Below are 23,693 nucleotides of genomic sequence, written 5' to 3' on the forward strand. Positions count from 1 at the left end.
TCGCGCAAAATTTATTCAACCTGATTCGCCGAAATTTGCGTCAAATTTAATCATGCGGATTTTACTGTTCAACCGCAAATTTAACCGACCTTGGCTGAGCGATGCGTTCGTAGTCCTTCGCGTTTAAAATGATAGAGCGATCTAGCAAGCCTGCGTTAAAGGCAAGCTCGGCGTAGCGCGTAAATAAGCTAGGATCGGCGATCAGCTCTAGCTCCTCGCAAAAGCTAAACGGCGGAACGCTGCCGGGTACGCAGTCCGTTAGCCTCTCGACCTCGCCGGGACTCGCTAGGCTAGCTCTAGTGCCGCCAAGTGCGCGCGCGATGAGCTGCAAATCAGCCTTGTAATCCGCCGGCAGCACGACCAAAACATATCGTTTGACGTCGCCGCCTTTTATGACGCAAACGAGCGCCTTAGCCCCCTGTCCTAGCTGCGTGCCGCGCGCTACGGCGACCTCGGCCGAGGTTTTGACGCTTTCGTGAGATACCGCGCGAAAGTTTGCGTTTTGCGCGCTTAGCAGCTCTTTTAGTTTCTCGAAAATTTGCTCGGACATCGCTATTCCTTTGGTTTAAATTTTAGTTTAGATTATACAGCAAATTTTAAAATATCCGCCTTGCCGCCCCGATTATTTTAAAGATTTAGCAAGCCAAATGCGTCTAAATTTAAATATTTTTTGGCTATTATTTTGCAAATTTGCCTTAAAATGAACGCAAAAAAGCAAATTTACAAAGGAAAAATATGCAAATAGATAAAATCCAAATCGAAGCGGGCTGGAAAGAGGCGCTAAAAGAGGAGTTTTTGAGCGAAAATTTCGCCCGCGTGAAGGAAAATTTCCTGCGCGCAAAGGCCGCGGGCGAGGTCTATCCGCCAAATGCGCTGATATTTAACGCCTTTAATCTAACGCCCTTTAACGCCGTCAAAGTCGTAATCCTGGGCCAAGACCCATATCACGGCGCGGGACAGGCGATGGGGCTAAGCTTCTCCGTGCCACGCGGCGTCAAAATCCCGCCCAGCCTGCAAAATATCTACAAAGAAATTTACGACGATTTGGGCGTTACGCAGCCAAACTCGGGCGATCTGAGCTACTGGGCGAAGCAGGGCGTGCTACTGCTAAACGCGACGCTAAGCGTTAGCGCGGGACAGGCAAATTCGCATGCAAATTTCGGCTGGCAGGAATTCACGGACGCTGCGATCGGGAGGCTTAGCGAACGCGCCAGAAACGTTGTTTTCATGCTCTGGGGCAACCCAGCCAAAGCAAAAGCCTCGCTCATCGACACATCGCGCCACCTCGTGCTAACGGCGGCTCATCCAAGCCCGTTAGCGCGCGGCGCGTTTTTTGGATGCAGGCACTTTTCAAAGGCGAATTTGTATCTAGCGCAGCACGGCAAAGCGCCGATAGATTGGGATCTAAACAACGCCGTTTAGAGCCTAGCTAGCCGCACAAATTTTACTTTAAATCTACGCAAATAGATAAATTTAACAAAGGAGTAAAATGGCGATTTCAATCAAACTCAAATTTGTCGTGCAGTTTTGCCGGTTGCAAATACAAATGGGGGGAGTTTATATGGGCTACGCTAAAAGACTGCCGCTTTACTCAAATCAAAAAGAATGTCCGCTTAAAATTCAATAGTTGTAAATTGTTAGAGGACTGCCTATTTAGCGGAGAAATCCACAAGGTGCTTTTTTGGCATTCCAGTCTAAAAAACTGCACCTTTGAGGGGACGCTATACGACTGCTCTTTTTACGGGGTCGAAAAGATAACAGACCTGCGTAAAGGCGAGATTATCCCGCCTGAAAAAGTGGATAATAGAATGGACGGCGTGGATTTTTCTAAGGCGGATATCATTATGTGTAACTTTTGGTCATTTTGTTATTTGGATAAAGTCAAACCCTCAAAAAACAATTGCGTATTTAAGATAACCGATGAATTTTATAGCTGTTTGCTTTCCGTTATCGAAAATAGCGATAGCCCTTTAAAAGAGGAGTTGATAAAAGAGGCAAAATCAGATTATGCTCCACATCCTACAACCCCCTATGAAGTAATACACCCCAAAGATTTTTTATATCCGGAAAAAGCAGAACTTGCCCAAGCGCTCTACGATCTCGTCTGCGAGGCGGCGGAGGCTACGGGATGCAGGGTGAAGTAGCAGAGCCCCGAGACTAAGCGACTAGCAAATAAACGAATAAATCTTAAACCGCTAAAATAGCAAAAAGCAAACGGCGCGGGAGGGCTAAATTTAGAACTAAAATAAACGTTATCTCCCGCGGCGATTTTAAATTTACCGCCGAATCTTGCCTTAAATATAATAGAAATGTAGGTTACATTACATTTAAAATAAATCAAAATAATAAATATATAAGAAATATACTGATACAATTTAATATCAAATATTATTTTCAAGGAGCGACGATGAGGAAAATTTTACTTTTAGCGGCGATTTGCGGCAGCGTTTTTGCAGAGCAAACCTACGAACTAAATGTACCTAACATGAACTGCGGCGGCTGCGCCAAGAAAATCGAAGATGCCGCAAAAAGCGTCAAAGGCGTAAAAAGAGTGAGTTTTGATCTAAAAAGCAAGGACGTAAATATCACCGCAGATAGCGGCGCAAACGTGATGGACGTCGTGCGCGCCATCCAAGCTAAAAAATACAAAGTCGGTATCAAAGAATGAAAAAGCTAGCTCTGGTTTTCGCGCTTAGCGCGGCGGCGTTTGCGGACAAGACGCTAGTTTACGAGATCCCCAATATGGCCTGCGTGAGCTGCTACGAAGTCATCACGCAGACGCTAAATACGCTTAAGGGCGTAAAGAAATTTGATGTAAATTTGGAAGCTAAAACGGCCGATATCGTCGTCCAGGACGACTTTGCCGAAAATACGGTCGTAGAGGCGCTCAAAAAACAGGGCTATCAAGCTGTTTTAAAATCTGAAAAATAACGCCCGCGCTGGATAAATTTAGCTCTTAGCGCGGTTTTTATATTTTTAGCAAAAGCGGCTTTAGAGCTTAGCAAACCTGCTTGGCGTAGTTTTCTTAAGTGGCGACTAAATTTAGGCGTTTTTTGTTTAAATTTGCGGTTTAAAGCGCGTTTAAAAAACAAAGCTTAATCGCTGCGAAGATGAACCGCAAATAGCCGCCTTTTTACAAATTTTGCGGCGTAAATTTAGCCGAATTTAGCGACTTTTTAAAGCTAAAACGTAAGGCGAGTAAAATTTATCGCCGCCTAAAATGCGCGGTTTTTGACGCAAACGTCCAAAACCGACGAATAAATTTAACTAAGGATAATTATGAAAAAAACGGCTAGCTTTTTGGTAGCGGCCGCGGCGTTAAATTTGCCGCTTTCGCATTCGGCAGCGAGTCGCGACGCTAATCAAGACTCTTTAAATTTAACCGCATTAAAGGCGTTAAATTTAAGTACGCTAAACGCTGCGGAGGTCATGCTAGATAAAGTCGAGGTCAGCGCCGACGCCAACGCTACGAAAGAACCCGGAAAACTAACGCGCGCGGATATGGATCTGATAACGTCTAAAAATCACGGCATAACCGATCTTTTAAAAGGCAATCCAAACGTCGCCTTTAGCGCGAAAAACGCCAAAAGCGTGCGCGCGGGCGAGCTGGCTCCGCAAGATATCAGCATAAACGGCGCGAGCTACTATCAAAACAACTTTACCCTAGACGGCGCAAGCATAAATAACGACCTAGACCCTAAAAAACGCACGTGGAATAACCACAACAACATCTGGAGCGACAGTACGATAGGCTCGCAAGCCATGAGCGTAGATACGGATCTGCTAGGTAGCGTCGAGGTGCTAGATAGCGCGGTCTCGGCTAGGTACGGCGGCTTTCAAGGAGGCGCCGTAAACGCTAAAACCAGAGACCCCAAAAGCGGCTTTCACGGCGTACTTAGCTACTCTTATACGGGCGGGGATTGGAGCAAAATTTATAAAGACGCCTCCGCCGCGCAAAGATACGACGACGGCGATCTAGCCGATATGAGCGACTTTAAAAAGCGCAGGTATAGAGTCGGCGCAGAGGGGTATTTGACGCAGAATTTCGGCCTTTTGCTAGACTACTCGAGGCACCGATCCGTCATAGAAAACCACTACAACAAAAAACAGATAAATCAAAATTTATACTCGTTTCCAAACGACAGGCAGACTAATGATAATCTTTTCGTAAAAGGCGTTTGGGGCGTGAGCGATAAATTTACGCTAAAGCCGAGTTTTTTGTACTCCAGGCTAGATAACTACACCTCCGCCAAGCGGTACCTAGACTCCCAGCTCACGCTAAAATACGGCGGTTACGTCGCGACTCTCGAGGCGCAGGCCGATCTTGAGGGGGTATTTTTAGAGCAGACGCTTAGCTACTCCGCCTCGCAAAACAGCCGCGACTATGAGCATGATACCGAGTACTACGGCTACAAACCCTCAAACGTCAAAAACTGGGGAACCAATCCTAGCCCGAATTTCGGCTCGGGCATAGGAGGATTAAACGATTTTGAGCAACGTCAAAACAAGCTAGCGTATAAATTCGACGCAAGCGTGAAGGAATTTGAAGCGCTGGGCGCATCGCATCTGGTAAAATCGGGCTTTGAGATAGCTAGACAAAGCGGCAGCTACGAGATACCGCGCACCCGCGTATCCTACGGCACGCCAAAGCCTTTGATGAGCGGAACGTGCATCTCCGGCGATAAAACTTGCGTCATAGACGATAGCTTCGCATCTCAAGGCGCGGTCGGTCAATATCTATCGAAAAAAACCTACTACTACGCCGTAAAAACCAAGGCCACGCAAACCAATCTCGCCCTTTATCTCGAAGACGAGATGAGGTTTGGCGCGTTTAAATTTCGTCCCGGACTTCGCATCGAGCGAAACGGCGATAACAACGACGTAAATTTAGCCCCGAGGCTGCTAGCCGAGTATGAATTCGCGGATAAAAACTTCATAGGCCTTGGGTTAAACCGCTACTACGGACGAAATTTTTTCGCGTACAAGATGTATAACGGCGTGTATAGGATGTATGAGACTTGCGAGAGAAGCTCGTACGGCGGGGCGTATACGTGCGGCGGACTGGCTAATAACCGCCGTCCTATCAGGGAGCTAAAGACGCCTTACGACGATGAATTTAGCGCGTATTATCGCGGCGACGTCGGCAACGCGAGGCTAAATCTCAAATACGTCAGACGCCAAGGCCGCGACGAAGTAGCGACGAAATACGTAAGAGAGCCGCTACCTGGCTACGGAAACGGATATTCTATATTTACCAACGAAGGGCAAAGCAAGCGCGACATCGTAACCTTAAGCGCGGCAAACATCGCTCCGATCGAAATTTGGGGCGTAAAAAACGATTTTGAAGGCTCGCTAAGCTTTACTAAGCAAAGCAGGAGCTTTACGGATTACGAAGACGACGAGATGAACGACGACGTCTCGTATAACGGAAAAATCATCAAAAAAAGCGAACTACCGGTTGTTGATTACCATGTGCCTTTTACAGCCAAATTTCGCCACTCGGCTAAATTTAGCGGCTTTAGCGTTTCAAATTTCATAAACTATACGAGCAAAACGGACGTGCTGCTAGGCGGATGGAATAGGACGCGCGGGATGTACGTCTACGAGCGCCAAAAGCTGCCCGCATACGCAACTTGGGATATGCGTATAGGTTACGAAAGGCGGCTGGCAGGCGATTTTCGAGCGTTTGTAAATCTTGATATAAATAATCTTTTAAACAAAAAATTTATCGCCTCAAACGAGGGCAACTACTACGAATACGGCCTTGGCCGCAACTTTTGGTTGGAAGCGGGTATGAAGTGGTGATTTGCTGGGATTTGTCCCGAAATTTACCGCGCAAGATGCGGTAAAAGCGGGTCTGCGGCAAAATTTGCGAGCTTTAAAAGGCTAAAGCGCTTTGGTTTGGTTTTTATACGCGCCCTAAATTTGTGCCTTTTGGCTAGCTTTGGTTTTTGCCTTACGGCGCAAAATCGCAAATTTAGCGTTTGTGCGCGGCGCAAATCCGCGCTTTTGCCCTCTAGGTTTGCTAGTGGGCGTAAATTTGCCTATCTTTAGCGGGCAAATCGGCGAAACAGCTAAATTTCGCGTAGGGCGCGAGCGGTAATTTCCTTGCCTAAACGCAAAACGCGCGGGGTAGATTGGCGGCTCGGCGATTTTGCCGTTTAAAGCTATTTTTGCTCTTGCGGCTTAAAACTCTGAAACCGCGATAAAATTGCGGTTCGCGCTCTTTTTGGCGTGCTTAAAAACGCTATTTTTTATCGCTGCTTAAACGTCGCTAAATTTGCGATGATTTAGCCGTTGGGCCGCGTAAAATCAACTCAAAAGATACGAATTTATAGCGCCAAAAGGCTATGTCGCTCGTGCAGGCGAAATTTATAAGCCAAATTTTACCCGCCTCGCTGCTACCTGGCAAGACCTCGCGCCGAGCCGTTTTGCCTGCGCGTACCTGCTTTGGTTTTTGTTTAAAATAAGGTCTAACAGCCCGTAACGCAAAGCTAAAAGCGTATTTTGCGTTTTTAAGCCTAAATTTAAGCGAAAAAATCGGCCGCAAGTCTTTATTTTACGGCAACTGGCCCTTGTATCCGAGATTTGCTCGCAAAGCGGCTTAAAGACAAGCGAAATTTAGCGTTTTGGTCGCAAAACTCCGAGCTACCTAGCATCTAATGCGGCAAAAACGCGTATAAATTTCCGGTTTCAGCGGTTTTTTGATATAATCAAAACAAAAGTTAAATCAAAGGAGTAAAATGTATATCGTTCTAGGCGTCCTCGCCGTTCTCGCGCTCATCGTTATTTCGACTTATAACTCGCTCATCGGCAAGCGAAACCAAGTCCTAAATATCAAATCAGGCGTCGATACGCAGCTAAAAAAACGTTTTGACCTCATCCCGAATTTAGTCGCCACCGTCAAGCAGTATCTCACGCACGAGCGCGAGCTGCTAGAAAACATCTCAGCGCTTAGAAGCGGCATCCAAAAGGCTGCGGGCGACGAGCAGAGATTTGCGCTAAACGGCGAGCTATCAAATCTAATCTCAAAGTTAAACGTCGTCGTGGAGAATTATCCTGAACTAAAAGCAAATGAAAACGTAATGCACCTACAAAAAACGATAAATGATATCGAGGAGCAGATCTCCGCCGCGCGCCGCGCCTACAACGCCGCCGTGACCGATTACAACAACGCCGTGGAGATGTTTCCCTCAAACATCGTCGCTAGCTGGGCGAGGTTTAGCAAGGCAGCATTTTTCGAGGTGCCTAAGGGGCAAGACGATCCGCACGACGTGCACGAGCTTTTTAACCGCTAAATTTGCGCTCAATTCGCCAAATTTGAACTAAATTTAGGCGCTTTAGCTGCGCTCTTAAATGCAAGCGGACTGGCTAAATTTGAACGAAAAAAGCGGCGCGAACGGTAAATTTAAGCGGCAAATTCGGTTTTAATCAAAACGCCACAGCTCATAAACGGCGAGCTAAAATTTAAGCGGTTTAAACGCAAATTTAAAAACGAAAGCTCGCAAAATAGCCAAATTTGCAAAAGGGCATTAAATAAAACAGGAGCAAAAATGGACGATCTGGTCATGCTAGAGCTTGAGCGACAAAAGGTTTTACGCTCGCTTTTTAGGCTAAAGCTTGCCTGCGTTTTTATCGCTGCGGCCGCATCTTGGCTGCTTTATCTAGCCTCGCATAAAGCCGCGCTTAGCATCGGCGCTTTCGTAGTTTGCGCGGTCGCGATTTATTATTTTTTCGAGAGTATTTTCACGGATAGCTTTACCTTTAAATTTAAACGAAAAGTTATACGCAGCATCGTTGAAAGCTGCGGCCTAACCTACCATCCGGGCGGCTTCGTAGAAAATGATTATTTATATATGATTTATGATTTTGACATCGATAAATACTCGGGCAACGACCTGATTTTCGGGCAGATAGAGGGCGTGCGGGTCAAATTTAGCGACGTAGAGGCGATAAGCATCAAAGAGGACTGGCAGGGGAACAAGACTCATAGAGTGCTTTTTGCGGGGCTTTTGTTTGTCGCCGATTTTCCTAAACGACTAAAGGCCGTCACTCAAATTTGCAGCGGGACGGATGATTTTAAGGACTACGGCGGCAAGCGCGCGAGGATGGACGACGCGGAGTTTGAGCGGTATTTTAGGGTTTACGCAACCGATCAGATCGAGGCTAGATACGCGCTCACGCCAAGCTTGATGGAGAGCTTAAAACTGCTAAAAATAAGATTTCACCGCCCCATAAACATCGTGCTAACCGGGGATAAAATCTGCATGGCGATCCGCACGGGACGCGATAACTTCGAGCCCGATCTGCGCCGTCCGCTCGTGGGCAAGGGCGCGAATAGATTTTACAAAGACGAGATCGGCGGCTTTTTGCGTATCGTCGAGGAGCTGCGGCTAAACCGTAAAATTTGGGCAGATTAGGTGGTGCGGCGTCAAATTTGACGGGCGGCATAACCCGCACCCCAAAAATCTAAACGAGCGTGCGAGACGAAAGTCACCGAGCGCGGCGGTAAAACGAAAAAGGAGAGCGGATGAAGGGCGTAGCGATAAGCGAAACGACGATAGTCGGCGATGATGGGAAATACTATAAATTTAGCTTTGAAGAGGTGCGCGCGGGGCGGCCGGACGGAGGAGAGCGCGTGGCGTTTCGAGCCGACGGGGAGTTTGCCCGCGACGTATTCGTGGTGACGGACGAGGGCGAGAGGCGCACCACGAAAGACGCCAGAAGCGAGGAGACGAAGGCGGCACTAAAAGAAAGCGCGGCATTTTGGCGGGCTAGGACGGCAGGCATAGCTTCCGGCGTCGCGCCTGCCGTTATCAAACTTTACGCGTTTTTTATCGCGGACTACGCGGGGCTAAAGCTACAAATCGCCGTTGCTCTAGCAGTCCTCGTAGGCGCGCTGCTAACCTATGCGGCGCTAGGCGGTATCGCGCGGCTTGCGGGTAGCGATGATCTGCACGTAAACTACGGTAAGGCGATGATGGCGATGTTCGTCGCCCAGGTCACGCAGACGTTGGCATTTTATTTGGCGCAAACGGGGCATCCGCTAGCTAGGCTCGTCGCCGTTATCGCGGCGCTTTTGCTAGTTTACGTGGCGGTAGTTTGGGCGAAGGTCTTTTTTAAGCTTGCTAGGCTAACTAGAAACGGGCTTTTTAAGGCGTATATTTTCGTATTTTTTATCGGGGAGCTGATGCAAGCAAGCGGGTATTTGTTTATATTTAGTTTTCTTTTTATCGTGGCGTCGTTTATTATCTACGTCGTAGCGTGGGTCAAAACGGACAAGGTCGGCGAGGCAAATAAAGAGGGGCTTTTTATCTATTAGCCTAGCGCGTTTGTTCTTGCGCGGTTTAGTTCGTTAAATTTAATATCGCCGCTTGCGCCCGCTAGCGCGTCCTTTCTCGCTAGATTTTGAGAACGACTGCGGCGATGAGCTTTTAGAGAGCTTGCCTGTTTTGCGCCAAAAGGCTTTGTTTTAGTCCCCCATGCGCGGTTTTATACGGCGGTTTTTTGCGGGTAGGTAAAGGGGCTTGGCGCCGCAGATTTGTTAGCGCTTTGGATTTGACGCATTAAACCAACGCTCTTAAATTTACTCGCGCGCTGCGGGCATATGCTGCTATTTTTGGACTAATTTCCGTAAAATTTAACGGCGCCTAAAACAGGATTTTTTAAGGGCGCAGACGATTTTGCGTTAATGCGTTTTCTAAATTTCGGTGCTAGCGGCGCAATCGGAGGTAAATTTATAGCGCCGCATTTTTATCCTAACGCCTGTAGCGGCAAAAACGCGCAAAACTCGTCGTCGGCGAGCCGTAAATAAAGATAGTATCTTAAATTTATTCCGATTTTTGCTGTTTTGCTTGCTAAATTTTAGCGAAACGGGCTTTGCTTTTCTATGCTTTTAAATCAAAAATCGCCGCCTAAATCTTTATCGGCGGCGCAAAATTTTTCTCTTTTATTTTTGATTTTGCGGCATGATTAGCGCCCTTGTCCGCGTTTTGGGCCAAACCGCTGCTTTTAGGTTTGGCGCAAATTTGCCCAAAATCTTGCATTTATTATAAAAACGATACTTGTAAAACAGTGCAAATAAAAATATAATGATTAACCAATTTCAATCAAAAGGAAAACAATGAAAAAAATCGTTTTAGTTATGGTCGTTGCCATGCTATGCTCTTTAAATTTGAGTGCCGGGGAGCTGGAGGATAATATCAAGAAATGCGACGGCGGCGATGCGCAGGCTTGTTTGAAAGCTGCTGAAAAATACTATGTTGCAGGCAAAACCGATCCTAAAGAAATTGAACTTTTTCGAAAAGCTTGCAATCTAAATAATGCCGAAGCTTGCACTTTATTGGCATATAAATACAAAAAAAGTGGAGATATGGCGAATGCTAAAATATTTTATACAAAATCTTGCGATCTGGGCGATCAAGTAGCTTGCACGATGAAGTAAAAAATTAAAAAATAAAGCCTGATTTTGCAATCAGGCTTTTTATTATCTAAGCGGTTAAAATATACGCCGAATTTAGGAGTCTAAATTTGCGTCAAGCATTTAAATTTAGGGCCGCATTTGACGCTAAATTTGGCTTACGGGTATTCGTTTGGTTAAATTAAAACCTGAGCTTTAATCAGGCAAATTTACCAAGTAGATCCGCGCCAAAGAGCCTAAAACTGCGGCTTGCCGCCGTTTGCTTTGGCGCCATTTACGAAGTCTATCGCGTATTTTTGGCACGCGGTTTTGTCCTTTTTCTCTAGACACAGCGTTTCTAGCTGCTCGCTACTCATGCCCTTGTAGTCGGCCACGGTTTTATTCGTTCCGCCCATATAAAACCACGTGATTAAACCTAGAATTAACAAAATAAAAACTAGCCGTGCCATTTTTTCTCCTTTGCAAATTTATTTTTAATGATACAATGGCGACGGTTAAATTTAGCTTGATTTTGCGTAAAATCCAAGCCAAGCGAATAATATCTGCATAAAATCGCATGTAGCCTTGCAGCGCGGTTAGACCGACGCCCGTCGTTTTTACGCTTGGCGGCGCAGTTTACAGCACCCAAAATGACGATACGCTTTGCGCTAACGATGCACTGGGCTTGCCGTTTAGGCGATTTTATCCGCCGACGCGACAAGGGCCGCTTTAGGCCAAATTTCAAAGCCGAGCTAAAGTTTAGGGAGAAATCATTTATATTTGATTTTTAAAAACTTGATTTACTGTTTATATACATTACGCTAAAATGCACCGAAATTTTTATAAAAGGATAAGGATGAAAAAGATCTTTTTGGGCTTTGCGCTATTTTCTGCGATCGCGGCTGCCGCGCTAGGCGAGACGATCGAGGTTTATAAAAGTCCCGAGTGCGGTTGCTGCGGCAAATGGGGCGAGGTAATGAAGCAAAACGGCTTTGAGGTAACCGAGCATAAAACAAACGAGATAATCGAAACAAAAAATAAATACGGCGTGCCGGCGGAGCTATACAGCTGTCATACCGGCATAGTCGGCGGCTACGCTATCGAGGGGCACGTACCGGCGCAGGAGATAAAAGCGCTTTTGGCTGCTAAGCCAGAGGGCGTCGTGGGTATCTCGGTGCCGGGCATGCCGCTGGGAAGTCCGGGTATGGAGCAGGGCGACATCGTCGAAGACTACGACGTGATCGCGTTTAAAAAAGACGGCACGACCGAAATTTTCGCCAGCTACAAAAACGGCAAGAAGGTAAAATAATTTAGCGAAATCGGCGTAAATTTGGCCTATTTTTACGCATTTGCGCCGAGTTTTTTCCGCATAAATTTTACTCGCGGCGTCGATCTTACGGCGCCGATTTCACGCATTTTGCTTGGCTTTATCCTTGCGCGAGATTGCTAAAATTCGCCGTTTTCGTTTTTTAAATTTTGCTTTTTTATGGGCGGCGTTTGATGCGCTCTGGTTTGAGTGCGAGCTTATTCCAGGTGCGGCGGGCGTTGACGACTGGTTTGTGCTGCTTCTATTGCTTGCAAATTTGCAATGCCGAATTTATAAAATTTACGCCGTCTTTTTTGCTTCTTTTTTACGGCGTCAAATTTAGCGACTCGGATGTCCGCGACCCGCGTAAATTTAACTCTTGTTTCATTTTTTTTCGCGCGACTTGCCGCGAGCTCTGTAAAGATTGTAAAACGGCCGTTATGTCGGTATAATGCGAACTACAAATTTTAACCCAAAGGAAAACAATGAAAAAAATCGTTTTAGCTATGGTCGTTGTCGGGCTATGCTCTTTAAATTTGAGTGCCGGGGAACTGGAGGATAATATCAAAAAATGCGACGGCGGCGATGCGCAGGCTTGCTTGAAAGTATCTGACGCTTATTTTTCAATGGATGAGAATCACCCTAAAAGATCCGAATTTCATGAAAAAGCTTGTAATTTAAAAAATGCCGACGGTTGCATGTTGGTCGGGTTTAGCTATGAAAAAAAAGGCGATATGGCTAATGCTAAGAAATTTTATACTAGGGCTTGCGATTTAGGAAATGAAGTGGCTTGCACGATGAAGTAAAAAATTAAAAAATAAAGCCTGATTGCAAAATCAGGCTTTATTATCTAAGCGGTTAAAATATACCGCCAATCCCTTCCATAAAGAAGATATACTGAACCTCTTGGGCATATTTACGTTTTAAAATGACGTAGCAAGCTATGTTAATATAGTCTGCCTTATCATCCTCTAGCTTGTCTATATACATTTTTATAAGCTCTTTGGCGGCTTTCATAATATTGCCTCTACCTAGCGCAATAAAAATTTTATTTACTCTCTCGATCCTTTTGGTGCATCTTGCAGCCTCGTCGAGAAACTCATCGACCTTTTTGGCTACCGCCGGAGTAATACGCTCTATCGTAGCATCGGCTCGTAAGCCTAGTAGCCTAGAGATGATCATAACGTATTTTTCTTTGTCCTCAAGCGTAAGACTGTTATAATTAACGCCTGGTGTTGGTTGTGGTTGTCCCGGTATTCCTGGAAATCTTGACATGTTTCTATCCTTTTTTATTTTTTATGATTTGTTTGGTTTATAGTGTTGGTATTGCTATGCCCAACGCTAAATAAAGCGCTGCAACCCGCGAGGATCACTGAAAGCGCAACTAAAAATGCTATAATTGTTTTTTTCACTTAACAACTCCTTTTGTTTATTGTAATTCGGACAAAGGGGGTTTTATTCACTCAAACAATTTTTGTGTAATTCGAAATTTAAGGGCATAATACGCCCTAGCTTGAAATCTCTTGTTTAAAAAACATTGATAAATATCACGTTTTAAAAACGCCCGTAAAATGTTACTATTTTGTTGATTTTTTTGCTCTTTGTCCGCCACTGGCGGCTTATGAGCTGCTTGAATGTATTAAGTAGCCTTAAATCCGAATTACAGGGGGAATTATAGCAGAGGATGGCTTAAAAATTTATATAAATCTACTTAGTTTTTCTTGAATTGTAGTATAGTAAAAAATGATAACTCTTATTATTTATAATAATGCTGGTATTTAATATATATTAGCATTTAATCCTATTGCCTTGCTCTTCCCATTCCTTAGCTATTTTTTTGATTTGAGCTAGGTTGTCTTGGGCGGTTTGCCACTGATCTAGATCGAGCTGATTTTTCTTTTCGTTCTCGGCCGTAAAGATCAGAGCGTTGTAAATTCCACCTATTAGGCGCGCAGCAAAGTCTTTTTTGCCCATAACCGCGAATATTACGTCTTTTCCGCTATAAGCCGTATAATAGGGCCTATCTTTTGATGCTCAAATAGTAAAAAATCCAAAGAACCCGACTGTAGGCACGGTGGAAATTCAAAATCCACTTAAAAAGAAGCCTTCCATGCAAGATCCAGACTTTGATCGATAGCTAAATGCTAATGAAAATGTTTATTTTCAATACTATTAAGTTAAAAAGCCCTGTTTTAGGGTTTTTTGAAGGGGGTATTTTTTAGTTTAAGGTTTATGGGTGGCAAGACCCGGTAAAGCTTAAAGAGTGAAATGTCGTATTTTAGGGGGTTTGGGGTTTAAGGTTTCTAATGGCCGCCGTCTTTCTATGAAGATCGATCTTTATCAAAGCCATTTTAGGAGAAGCGCGTCAAATTTTGCTTATAGATCCCTAATACTTCTATCGCATTATCACTTATTGAAAAAGTAACGGTATAGCCTTTAAAAATTAAATTCCTTATGTTTTTCTCGGTCGATAGTCTTGTTTTTGCGGCAGGAGTAAGGCATATCCAGGATTTTTATGATTTGGGCTTTTAAATTTTGTATAAAACTATCTGCCCTTGCTTTACTATCTCTAGCGATATAATCGGCGATTTCGCCTAATTCGTCCAAAAACTCGCCGGTGTATTTAATTACCACTGATAGCCTCGCTTGGCTAGCTGCTGCGAGAATTCTTTCTCTTAATAAAATTTGAGTTCACCATTATCAAGTTTTTCAACGGTGCGTTTTAGTTTTGCAGCATCCGCCTGGTTTATCTCGCCGCTAAGTGCCTCGATCATATCGCCATCAAGTTCTATTACGTTGATTTTTTCGCCAAATAGCTGCTTCATAGCGTTGATAATATCGCTAGTCAGCGTAAAGCCGTCTTTTAGCTTGAAGCATAACTGCATTTGTCATTTTGTGCTCCTTGTATTTATCGTCATTATATCGCACTGTTTTTAATGGTTGCCATTTTTTCTCTGATGATTGATCTTAAATATTGTGTTCTATTCGTCCTGGTTATATAGCCCATCTCGTCTAAAAAAGCTACTTCATCGCTGGATAGAAACATCGTGGTTCTTTTATCTGCTGGGTTTGCGCTTTTTGGTCTACCGCCCGTTTTTTTTGCTTTACTAGCCGCGTCTTGAGCTTGAAAATCCGCCGTGGTTAAAATTTCTAGTCCGGCTTCGGATAAGTCTAAATTTAGTTTGGCCATTATTCGTTCTCCTTTATGTAATCTATGATCTTATTATACATTTCGATAAAAGACCGGTATTGCCTCTTTGATAGCGGGCTCTCATCATAAAGCTCGGTAAAGCTTTTACCCATAGTTATAGCGTTTTCAAAAGCTCTTGAGCTTTTTAGGACGAAAAATTTATTACATACTATTTTTGCGTTTTTAATTTCGGAGATAGTTTCGTCGAATTCTTTTTGAGATGATACATCTGTTACAATCCCTAAAATTCTACGGCCGAGCGGTTTTATTTGAGATACGGTGCTTGCGGCTCTTTTGATTGCGTTTGGGTTTGGAGTGATTGGCACTATAATAAAATCGCAGCGCTTGAGGATATCGAATACTCCGGCCGAAGCAAATCCACCGAAGTCGTAGATCGTATCGGGTGCGATCTCACATCGATCCAGTATTTTGCCTTTTTTATAAAACTGCGGCACTACCGAGTCGTCGTTGCTTTGCCAATTTAAGCCCAGGTCTTTTGCTAAAGTAAAGCTCAGCGGTGTTTTTCCTACTCCGCCTTTTAATTGTAAAACCGCTAAAATCATGCTTATACCTTTTATATGTTAATAACATAAATATAATATTGTATGTTATCAACATATAGTATTATATTATTATTTAGTATAAGCTTAATGGTAGGCGTGTTGTTGATAAGTAATTAATAGTCTTATAAAAAGATCTGGATTTTTTATAGCTGTGTCAAGAAATCTACATTGGCGATTTAAAGATCCTGGCAAATTACAGCGATAATGGAGCGCCCTTGCCTTTGATTGCTAAACCGCACTCGGTCCATGGCAGGCTCACGAGTTTAAAAATTGCTGGTCATCCCTTGTTTAGTGATGACTGATTGTAATAGTATATAAATTTAGCAGTAAGACTAATAGCAAATAGGTTTTACTGATACTTAGTCATGGATAGTTAAATTTTAACTAGCTGTGGATTTTCTTTTTTAAGGGAGAAATTTTTAAGAATTATTTTAGAAATAAATTCTTGCTTGGTAAATTTAGCTTATGTTCTTTTAGGACACCGCTATTTGAAGCAAGGATCAAAGCATATCCGCCTTTACTCTGCCTATCCCAGAGTTTAAAAAAATCACTCTTTAAGCTTACATATTCGCCAAAGCTAGGATCCATGATCGTTACAAAATCTCCTGGATGATTTATGGCTATCACAAAGTGAGGAAAACGTGGATCATTTTCAATCTTGACAAGGACTGGGATATTTAGCTTATCAAATAAATTTCTATCTAATCGATAACCTTGTGCCTCATATCCAAGCTTAGCTGATGTTTCTTTTAGATCTTTAAAGCTTACCATGTCCGTATTTAGTGAATTTTTATTTTCTGACATTTTTTCAAGCACATCAAGCTCGCTAAGTTGTTTTATGTCGAGCATGCTTATTAGTGTAGCCAAAGATGAAGCTCCACAAGACTGCTCATAGCTTTGCCTTATAACATTTTCGTTTCTAAATTCATGATATGACTTAACAGCAAATTCTGCATTAAGGAATAATGGAATAAAGACGAAAGGAAAAAGTGCCCTTAGAATTTTTTCCATAAACTTACGCTAAAAATACTATCTGGTGCTGCACTAGATCCGCCAAGATTAGCTGAAAAGGAGATTGACATATCATCGCTTAGGCTGTAAGTAGAACCGACGCTATAGGTTGGAATTGAACGAACATTTGAGATTTTATTACCTCTTACTTTTTGCTCTGTTTGGTATCTTTGCTCTGCGCCTAGATCGAGAGTTATCTTTGGACTTAGCACGACAGACATATTACCGCCTATATTAAATGTATTGCCGTTTTCAATCTTGCCAATATTAAATTTCCTACTACTATTATAGCCAAACCCAGTATATAGTGACCATATAACTGGATCAGAGTAACCTCGTAAAGAAGCTTCAAAAGAGTAAGATTTTAGGTAAAAATTCTTTTTCTCATTGATCACCCTTTCTCTTGTAAGCAGAGCTGTTTGAAATTTTAGTTGCGGTACTACATCACCGATACTATCGCCTTTGTATATAAAGCCTAACCATAATGAATTAAAATCCGTTACATCTTTATGATCAAATTGATAGGTATTCACATTTGTAAATTCTTTTCTAGCATAGTACGCACCAAAAGAAGTTAATATGTCGAATTTTGGTGTAATTTTATAAATGAGGGTTTGATTTATGGATAGCTGCTTCGTGTCATTGTATATGACTGGATCCCCAGTTATATTGATATTTGGGTATATATCATAAGAATTTGAATTTCCTGTGCTCATTACCGATAGCGTTGTTATACTTCTTAGACCTACTTGTTCTTTAAAAAGACTGTCGATCGTAACTGGATCTGAAGCTAATAGAAAATTTGCACCAAGAATTGGCAATACTAATACTTTCTTCAATATTATATCCTTATAAAATAGAAATTTAAGCTTTGATATTTATTGTTTTATTATTAAATTTGTAGCTGTCAGTTAAATTTATAAACGCCGTTTTTACTTCGTTTATGTCTAAATTTACGCCGTGTTGCTTTGACATTTTACTTAGAAATTCAAGCATTTCATTTAGCGCGTCTTTTGAGGTTTGGTTTGCGCTTTTCATAGTTTGCGCGTCTAAATTTTGCTGCATAGCTTTTTGCTGTTCGAGTCTTGCTTTTTGGGCTCTTTCTTGTAGCTTTTTAAGCATCTCTTTAAAGTCTTTATCCATTTGCTCGAATAAAATTTGTAAAGGATCTTTTGGAGTGTCAGTTTCCTCTTTTTTAGATGTATTTTTAGCTCTTTGATTTATATTATCAAGCGCACGATGAAATTTTATAAATTCTTTCATTGGCTCACTTAGTGCATTAAACTCTTCATCCGAAACTCTATCAGGGTCATGGTTTAAAAGCCAAAGCTGTATTTGTTTATTGTATTCATCGGCATCTAGATTTTTATTGTATCCGTTTAATATCCCTACATATGTCGTTTCCCCTTCGGTCGTCCTCAAATTTTCATTTAAAATACCAACCAAAAGCCCTCCTTTTGTAATGGAGCCATCTTTGTTTGTATACTTGTCTCGTGTAGTATTGAAATTTAGTCCATTAGGCGTAAATGTCTCTTTGCCATTATTGTTGTTATCAAAAATATCAGTCGATGGTTTTAGTTTATTGCCATTGGTGTAATACTCACGAGTAGAGCGATTGTAAAAAGTATTACTCAAAGATCTACCTTTGTTTATTCTTGGGTCAAAGCTAAGCTCTGCAGAAAAATAATCGGATGCAGTATTGTATTTTTTGGTGATCCTTAGTGTCTTTTTATCGTATTCGTAGCCTTGTGGAAATTTTGAGATCTCGTCTGTTGTAAAGCTCTCTTTTGAGTTCAATATCTTTTCATCTACAAGCTGGGTCAAGACTTTATAGGCATTTCCAACTGTCTTTGCAATGTCAACACTTTTAAAGGAACGAGAGAATTCATGTCTAGTTCTTACACCAACGAGTGATTTTATAGTGTCCGAGTGGATTTTATAGTCATCTGGTATGCCTGCATCTTTATTGAATTCGCTCATAAAGTAGCCGTCTTTATCAACCTTGTAGCCTAAAACACTATCATTAGTATCGGCAATATCACTGTTTTGAATTTTACTCTTAGTAACTGAAATATTTGAAACAATGGTTTGAGTGCTATTTGATATCTTCATAACTAAATCCTTTAAAGCCCCGAACGGGGCTTTATAATTATCGGTAGTTTACTACCAATGCTCTATTGAGATTATTTTTCTCATAGCGCATTGCATCAGAGGCTATATAGCTTGATAAATCAGCATTGCGTAGTTTATATGCTGTGCCGTTTGCAAAACCTAATACGATGGCTCCCTGACTAAAAGTAGGGATAGGCACACCAAAAGCACCTGTCCTAGTAACCTTAGTAGCTGTTATCATTAGATATTCATCCTTGCTTGGATCCGCAACGCTTACAGCTTCCCTATATCTTTGTTCTGCCCAATAACCACTTCCAGCACTATCATTCTGATAATATCCTAGTGCTTTTTTGTTTCTCTCCTCATCACTTAACCTAACCAGTTTACCTATCTGAACAAGAGAGGTAGAGCCAGATTTTATATTTATAAGCTCATAATAATCACTAGATACATAATATCCACCTTTTATGCTATTCATTTCTGCGGCATCTAATTTTTTGATGCCAAAGTCAACATCACTCAATGCCCCGCCCGTAGCTTTAGACAAGAAATCATCGGCATTCAAGCTAGCTGTTGCTACTAAAGCACCTAGAAGCGCCACTTTAAAAACTTTTAACATTGTGTCTCCTTTATAAGAATTGTTATTAAAATGGATTATAACATGTTCTTTTAAAAATTTAACCATTATTGATAAACAATTATTACACCAGTATTCAATTTATTCCTAAGAGCTCGAATATATCGATTATTTGGATCTTAAAATTATATATCTTTAAATTAGATTTATAAGCCATTTTATTTTAACCCTTTTCCCCAGCTATCCAAGATCCTTTTCATCTGTGTGATCTTATCTTGCTCGTTTTGCCACTGATCTAAATCTAAAGACTGCCTCTTTTCGGTATCTGCCATAAAGATTAGAGCCTTATAAATTCCACCAAGCAACCGCTTCATAAATTCTTTTTTCCCTAGCACCGCAAACAACGTTTGCTTTTCACTAAAAGCAGTAAAATATGGTCTGCTATCAGCTTCTATCTTTGTGATCCTAAAAATTTCGCCCTTAGATCGAGGCTCATCAGATATGGAATAGTAAAAACCATAAAAGACACTAGGATCTTGACCTGATCTTTTGTATCTTTGCTCCAAATATTTCATTATCTGGTTTGCCTGTTTGTCAGCCTTATTCCCAAAATTTACCCTTATCCTGACAATCTTCTTGCCTTGTTTTTCGATCGGTTCGATACTATAAATTTCAAGATCGCTTTTGGCATTGATCTCTTTAACAGCAGGCATTAATACAAATCGACTAATATCTGTAAAATCTTTATAGCTTTTTGGTAAAACAAGCATTTTTTTAAGTGCTTCGATCTCAATATCTCTATAAGAGAGCAGCCGATAGTCTTTTAACAGAGCATAAATTCTAATGGCATATTTACTCTCAAACTGCCTGATGTATTCGACCTGATGAATCTTTGTGTATTGGGTTAATTCTAGCAAAAAAGGCTTCATCTCATCGTTAAATCGGACTGTAATCGTGCGCACCTTTGGTTTAAATTTAAAAGAGCTAAAAATGCTATATGCCTCCCAGGTACCGTCAGGTCGCTCGATCTCAAATATCTGTTTAAGCAGCCCTCTGCATAGATCTTTGATATAGCTATCATTTGTCTCACTGAAACCAAGCTTTTTTACAAAATCATCAGATGAAATCTCGTATATTAAAAAATCCGTGTCGTCTTGCTTGACAAGTGTGCTGATCTGATAAAAAGCCTTTAGCTCATTTGCACTCATTTTTGCCCTAGCTGTGCTTATCGCTGGGCTAGTTCTTGATTGATTACGAGTAAACCCCTTATCTAAGATTACAATATCATCATGTTCGGGCATTTTTATTCCTAAAAGCAAACTTAAAACATAGAAATTTTATCTATTCTAAGCTTAAAACCGAGTTAATAATATCTCTCTCGGGTTTCTCTTAAATTTGAAATCAAAAAACTCGGGTTTCTCTTAAATTTGAAATCAAAAAACTCGGTTTTGAAATCAAAAAACTCGGTTTTATATCATTATAACCCCCTAAAATACGGCTCTGGTAACAACCGACAAATTCAAGACAAATTTACAATAAACAAATTCAGCGCAACAGATTTTTTTACGATTTTTTTGGCTCGATCGTATTAGAGAATCAAATCGGAACCGGGGCGTGTGTACGTGCTTGTGCTTACGCACTGCGCACCGCCCCCTTACCCCCTGTTTTGCCTTGCTCATGCGCTAAAGCGCCGCAAGGCTACTTCTTTTTAGAGGATATGATATAATTCATTAAAAAACGGAGCAAAAAATGTATGCTATAGCTTTTGATTTAAAGATCGATGACTTAAAAAAGACTTACGGGGAGCCTTATAACCGTGCATATGACGAAATAAGGCAGGAATTGGAAGCTCTGGGGTTTGAGTGGACTCAAGGTAGCGTTTACATGAGCGTAGCCAAGGAAAACACTTTAACGACGGTCTATAAAGCCATTAATCGTTTATCCGGGATCGATTGGTTTAAAAAATCAGTGCGAGATATACGCGCTTTTAAGGTCGAGGACTGGTCAGACTTTACCGACATCGTCAAGGGAAACTAGATAAAAAGGCTAAATTTATCTGCTCAGCCCCATACCGCTACCGCTACGTTTGCGCTTTTCTCGGTCTTGCTCCTCTTTTTGCTCGAGAATCAGTCGTTTTGCATGCTCGATAAGGTTGCCAATAGTTGATTTAGCTCGCTGGAATAGTTGTTCAACTGCTCTTCTTGCGTCTTGATATAGTTTTCGTATCGTGTCATCTCTTTTTCTAATAGCTCTATATTCTGTCCATTGCTTTGTATTTTCTTCGTCAAGTCGTCTATAACGCTCTCGTATTCGTTCTTGATGTTCTGCAGCAGCTCGTTGATTTCTTTTTCGTCTGTCGCTTTCCAGCCGTTTAGCCTCATCGCTAGATCGTTGCTGTAGTCTCGCTCTTGTTTCAACTCTAGGAGCAATTGCTTGACTTGCTGCGTCAATCTCTCGTTTTCTGTTATCAATTCCTCTTCTAATGCCGTCATCATCGCTTAATCCTCGATCGTTTTGATGTGTATGTAAGCCATATTGCCATCCGTTTGCACTTTCTCTTTGGGTATTTCGAGGAAATAATTGGTCGCTTTTTTGCTCTTGGTTCTCTCGACGTATCTCATTTCCTGCGGAATTTGCCACTGCGTCGCCGGGTTTATTTTGCTCCAGGTTATCCATATGCCCGAGCCTGCTCCGATCAGCGCGAATAATATCGCCGTTAGAGCCAAGGTCGTCCATTTGTAGGCATTGGTCTGCTTGGCTGAGTCTTCTATCTTGCTGAATGTCGATTCTGCTTTTTGCTCGATGCTTTCTAGTTTTGAGTTCAAATTCTCCGATATTGTATTCATCTCGCTTTGATACAAGTTCGTTAATTTGGTCTCGGTATTGTTGAATTTCTGATTGAATATCTCGGTTATGATATTGACGTATTCTTCGGATTGTTTCTGCGCCGCGCTCTTCAAGCTCTCTAGCGTCTTTGAAATCTGCATAAATTCCTCCTTGAAGTCTATTTTTTTTGGTACTGCCCGGCAGGATCACAGTGATCGAGTTTTTAGTCTCCCGGCTGATTTGTATATTTTCATCGCGTAGCAGTTCTAGCATTTGATCCCTACTTTTGATTATTCCAGCTTCTACTAGCTCGTGTAAGGTTTTATCCAAAGCTTCAACGTTTGCGTAGTTTTTAATGTCTTTTTTGCTTGCGCTTATAGTATTTTTTCTGCCAGGATCGTCAGGATCGCTAAAGCCGTATTCGAGATTTACGGCTTTTTTCCAAAGATCGATTCTGGTAAGGTCGGGTTTTGAGTAGAAAAACGGATTAAAGCTCGTTCCCGTGACCAGGTCTATTTTCGGGATGATGAAATTTAGCTCCAGCCTACCGCCTTTGTCTTCGTGCTGCGCCCACAAGATATTTACGCGCTCTTTCATAAAGTCGCCTAGCAGCGTGCGTTCAAAGTCGGCCATTATCTCTAGCTTAGTTTGGTCTGATATCCTTGCGGCGCTTTCTTGAAAGCTTAAAACTCCGAAGCATACCTTTTGTTTTTTTGAAATTTGGCTTATGATAGCCCTAGTTTGAGCCTCGTCGCCCTTTAAAATTTTTGCCGTACCCTGCTGTACTCTTTCGTTGAGGACGTAATTAACGCTACCTATACCGCCGCCGCTTTTACTGGGTAGAAATTTGACTATCATCGTTTTTTGCTTTTTGCTCGTCTTGATGTTTGCTGTTTAGAAGCTTATAGATGCCCCTTAGGGCTTCAAACGACCTTGATATAATACTTAACCCTACCTTGTCAAGACTTTCGCCCTTGTTGAGCCTCGTAGCGATTTGATTGAGGTTATTACCTTGGCGCGATAACTCAAGGATTAGCTCTTTTGTGAGTGGCGTTTTTGTAAGGGATCGCGATAGCATCGAATTTACGGCGTATTTGGTAAAATTTACTCCACCGTTCTCATCCATTTTTTCTTGAATTTTACTCCACTCCTCCGGCGTAAGACGCATTATTTTTGTGATGGTTCTGGTTTTTCCGGCTCTTTTTTTGCTTTTTGGAAAGCTTTTGTTTTGATCGTCAGTCATTACTCCTGCCTCTAATCCAACTTAAAATTTCGCTTAAAAACCATAAAGGTATGATAACTCCCAGCAAACAGGCTAATAGAAAAAAGACTGAAGAGAAGATCAGCCAGCCTAACATAAAGACGATACCTAGCGCTACAACGTATATGCAGCAAAATAAAATTTTATTTTCTACGGACGAGTTATCGATCAAATTTAAACCTCTCAATTGCTACGGCGCGAGCCGCTTAAGGGGGTTAAGGGGGATTTGCCCCCTTACGAGCACCGAACGTTATACGAAATGCGAAAGCATTACGTATATACGGGCGGTATGCTCGCCCTATAAAATATTTAACTATTTTTTAGAATTATAGCGCAAAAAGTTAGGGTTGTAAATAGGTGGGATGTTTGATATAATAAAAGCTAATCTCATCAAAAGGAAAACAATGAAAAAAATCGTTTTAGCTATGGTCGTTGTCGGGCTATGCTC

General features: G+C 42.0%; 27 protein-coding genes. 12 read left to right on the top strand and 15 right to left on the bottom strand.

Annotated elements, in window-relative coordinates; genetic code table 11:
- Positions 1-61 precede the first annotated feature (61 nt).
- Positions 62-550 (bottom strand): YbaK/EbsC family protein, encoded by a 489-nt coding sequence (locus tag QZ157_RS01615; RefSeq protein ID WP_295140944.1) that lies wholly within the window; start codon positions 548-550, stop codon positions 62-64.
- A 185-nt stretch (positions 551-735) separates the two neighbouring features.
- Between QZ157_RS01615 and ung the strand changes: the two genes are divergently transcribed.
- The 9 genes from ung (at position 736) to QZ157_RS01660 (ending at position 10,444) form a co-directional block, all read left to right on the top strand.
- Positions 736-1,422: a uracil-DNA glycosylase gene (ung, locus tag QZ157_RS01620; RefSeq protein WP_295140947.1), complete on the top strand. Its 687-nt coding sequence runs from the start codon at positions 736-738 to the stop codon at positions 1,420-1,422.
- 92 nt (positions 1,423-1,514) lie between these two features.
- Complete coding sequence (locus tag QZ157_RS01625; RefSeq protein ID WP_295140949.1) at positions 1,515-2,144, top strand: pentapeptide repeat-containing protein; 630 nt, start codon at positions 1,515-1,517, stop codon at positions 2,142-2,144.
- A gap of 263 nt (positions 2,145-2,407) precedes the next feature.
- On the top strand, positions 2,408-2,668 hold the full coding sequence (locus QZ157_RS01630; protein WP_295140952.1) for a heavy metal-associated domain-containing protein: 261 nt from the start codon (positions 2,408-2,410) through the stop codon (positions 2,666-2,668).
- Entirely contained in the window at positions 2,665-2,931 is a 267-nt protein-coding gene (locus QZ157_RS01635) for a heavy-metal-associated domain-containing protein (protein WP_295140955.1), read from the top strand. Before QZ157_RS01630 ends, QZ157_RS01635 begins: the two co-directional genes overlap by 4 nt.
- 348 nt (positions 2,932-3,279) lie before the next feature.
- The gene (locus tag QZ157_RS01640; protein ID WP_295140958.1) at positions 3,280-5,805 is read left to right on the top strand and encodes a TonB-dependent receptor plug domain-containing protein; all 2,526 of its coding nucleotides are present in this window, start codon (positions 3,280-3,282) and stop codon (positions 5,803-5,805) included.
- A 938-nt stretch (positions 5,806-6,743) separates the two neighbouring features.
- On the top strand, positions 6,744-7,298 hold the full coding sequence (locus QZ157_RS01645; RefSeq protein ID WP_295140961.1) for a LemA family protein: 555 nt from the start codon (positions 6,744-6,746) through the stop codon (positions 7,296-7,298).
- A 255-nt stretch (positions 7,299-7,553) separates the two neighbouring features.
- Entirely contained in the window at positions 7,554-8,420 is an 867-nt protein-coding gene (locus QZ157_RS01650) for a DUF3137 domain-containing protein (protein WP_295140964.1), read from the top strand.
- 110 nt (positions 8,421-8,530) lie between these two features.
- Positions 8,531-9,322 (top strand): hypothetical protein, encoded by a 792-nt coding sequence (locus QZ157_RS01655; RefSeq protein WP_295140967.1) that lies wholly within the window; start codon positions 8,531-8,533, stop codon positions 9,320-9,322.
- 801 nt (positions 9,323-10,123) lie between these two features.
- On the top strand, positions 10,124-10,444 hold the full coding sequence (locus tag QZ157_RS01660; RefSeq protein WP_295140969.1) for a hypothetical protein: 321 nt from the start codon (positions 10,124-10,126) through the stop codon (positions 10,442-10,444).
- 212 nt (positions 10,445-10,656) lie between these two features.
- Here the strand turns inward: QZ157_RS01660 and QZ157_RS01665 are convergent, their stop codons facing one another.
- Positions 10,657-10,869 carry a hypothetical protein gene (locus QZ157_RS01665; protein WP_295140971.1) on the bottom strand — a complete coding sequence of 71 codons (213 nt, stop codon included), beginning with the start codon at positions 10,867-10,869 and terminating at the stop codon, positions 10,657-10,659.
- Positions 10,870-11,255: 386 nt separating this feature from the next.
- Here QZ157_RS01665 and QZ157_RS01670 point away from each other — a divergent pair, with 386 nt between their 5' ends.
- Entirely contained in the window at positions 11,256-11,708 is a 453-nt protein-coding gene (locus tag QZ157_RS01670; RefSeq protein ID WP_295140973.1) for a DUF411 domain-containing protein, read from the top strand.
- A 482-nt stretch (positions 11,709-12,190) separates the two neighbouring features.
- The gene (locus tag QZ157_RS01675) at positions 12,191-12,511 is read left to right on the top strand and encodes a hypothetical protein (RefSeq protein WP_295140975.1); all 321 of its coding nucleotides are present in this window, start codon (positions 12,191-12,193) and stop codon (positions 12,509-12,511) included.
- A 52-nt stretch (positions 12,512-12,563) separates the two neighbouring features.
- On the opposite strand, the gene QZ157_RS01680 is transcribed toward QZ157_RS01675, so the two are convergent.
- The 11 genes from QZ157_RS01680 to QZ157_RS01730 form a co-directional block, all read right to left on the bottom strand.
- Positions 12,564-12,980, bottom strand: coding sequence for a hypothetical protein (locus QZ157_RS01680; RefSeq protein WP_122874724.1), 417 nt, complete (start codon positions 12,978-12,980; stop codon positions 12,564-12,566).
- Between the two features lie 513 nt (positions 12,981-13,493).
- Complete coding sequence (locus QZ157_RS01685) at positions 13,494-13,679, bottom strand: hypothetical protein (protein WP_122874725.1); 186 nt, start codon at positions 13,677-13,679, stop codon at positions 13,494-13,496.
- A gap of 462 nt (positions 13,680-14,141) precedes the next feature.
- Entirely contained in the window at positions 14,142-14,339 is a 198-nt protein-coding gene (locus QZ157_RS01690) for a type II toxin-antitoxin system RelE/ParE family toxin (RefSeq protein WP_295140982.1), read from the bottom strand.
- 41 nt (positions 14,340-14,380) lie between these two features.
- Positions 14,381-14,590, bottom strand: a complete 210-nt coding sequence (locus QZ157_RS01695) for a hypothetical protein (RefSeq protein ID WP_295140985.1) — start codon at positions 14,588-14,590, stop codon at positions 14,381-14,383.
- Between the two features lie 32 nt (positions 14,591-14,622).
- Positions 14,623-14,895 (bottom strand): hypothetical protein, encoded by a 273-nt coding sequence (locus tag QZ157_RS01700; RefSeq protein ID WP_169778816.1) that lies wholly within the window; start codon positions 14,893-14,895, stop codon positions 14,623-14,625.
- Positions 14,895-15,458, bottom strand: a complete 564-nt coding sequence (locus tag QZ157_RS01705; RefSeq protein WP_169778817.1) for a hypothetical protein — start codon at positions 15,456-15,458, stop codon at positions 14,895-14,897. Before QZ157_RS01705 ends, QZ157_RS01700 begins: the two co-directional genes overlap by 1 nt.
- 426 nt (positions 15,459-15,884) lie before the next feature.
- Positions 15,885-16,469 carry a cysteine peptidase family C39 domain-containing protein gene (locus QZ157_RS01710; protein WP_169778818.1) on the bottom strand — a complete coding sequence of 195 codons (585 nt, stop codon included), beginning with the start codon at positions 16,467-16,469 and terminating at the stop codon, positions 15,885-15,887.
- On the bottom strand, positions 16,454-17,308 hold the full coding sequence (locus QZ157_RS01715) for a hypothetical protein (RefSeq protein WP_122874735.1): 855 nt from the start codon (positions 17,306-17,308) through the stop codon (positions 16,454-16,456). Before QZ157_RS01715 ends, QZ157_RS01710 begins: the two co-directional genes overlap by 16 nt.
- Before the next feature lie 25 nt (positions 17,309-17,333).
- On the bottom strand, positions 17,334-18,581 hold the full coding sequence (locus QZ157_RS01720) for a Cj0814 family flagellar-dependent secreted protein (RefSeq protein WP_122874736.1): 1,248 nt from the start codon (positions 18,579-18,581) through the stop codon (positions 17,334-17,336).
- A 37-nt stretch (positions 18,582-18,618) separates the two neighbouring features.
- The gene (locus QZ157_RS01725; protein WP_122874737.1) at positions 18,619-19,200 is read right to left on the bottom strand and encodes a hypothetical protein; all 582 of its coding nucleotides are present in this window, start codon (positions 19,198-19,200) and stop codon (positions 18,619-18,621) included.
- Positions 19,201-19,376: 176 nt separating this feature from the next.
- Entirely contained in the window at positions 19,377-20,459 is a 1,083-nt protein-coding gene (locus QZ157_RS01730; protein WP_169778822.1) for a replication initiation protein, read from the bottom strand.
- A gap of 448 nt (positions 20,460-20,907) precedes the next feature.
- On the opposite strand from QZ157_RS01730, the gene QZ157_RS01735 reads away from it, so the two are divergent.
- On the top strand, positions 20,908-21,195 hold the full coding sequence (locus QZ157_RS01735) for a virulence associated protein VapD (RefSeq protein WP_122874739.1): 288 nt from the start codon (positions 20,908-20,910) through the stop codon (positions 21,193-21,195).
- 15 nt (positions 21,196-21,210) lie between these two features.
- Here the strand turns inward: QZ157_RS01735 and QZ157_RS01740 are convergent, their stop codons facing one another.
- Together QZ157_RS01740 and QZ157_RS01745 are read right to left on the bottom strand one after the other, a co-directional pair.
- Positions 21,211-22,842: a mobilization protein gene (locus QZ157_RS01740; RefSeq protein ID WP_295140995.1), complete on the bottom strand. Its 1,632-nt coding sequence runs from the start codon at positions 22,840-22,842 to the stop codon at positions 21,211-21,213.
- On the bottom strand, positions 22,817-23,227 hold the full coding sequence (locus tag QZ157_RS01745) for a hypothetical protein (protein WP_295140999.1): 411 nt from the start codon (positions 23,225-23,227) through the stop codon (positions 22,817-22,819). Before QZ157_RS01745 ends, QZ157_RS01740 begins: the two co-directional genes overlap by 26 nt.
- Positions 23,228-23,693: the final 466 nt, after the last annotated feature.

Origin of the sequence: uncultured Campylobacter sp. (genome assembly GCF_905372745.1) — a bacterium.
Taxonomy (GTDB): domain Bacteria; phylum Campylobacterota; class Campylobacteria; order Campylobacterales; family Campylobacteraceae; genus Campylobacter_A.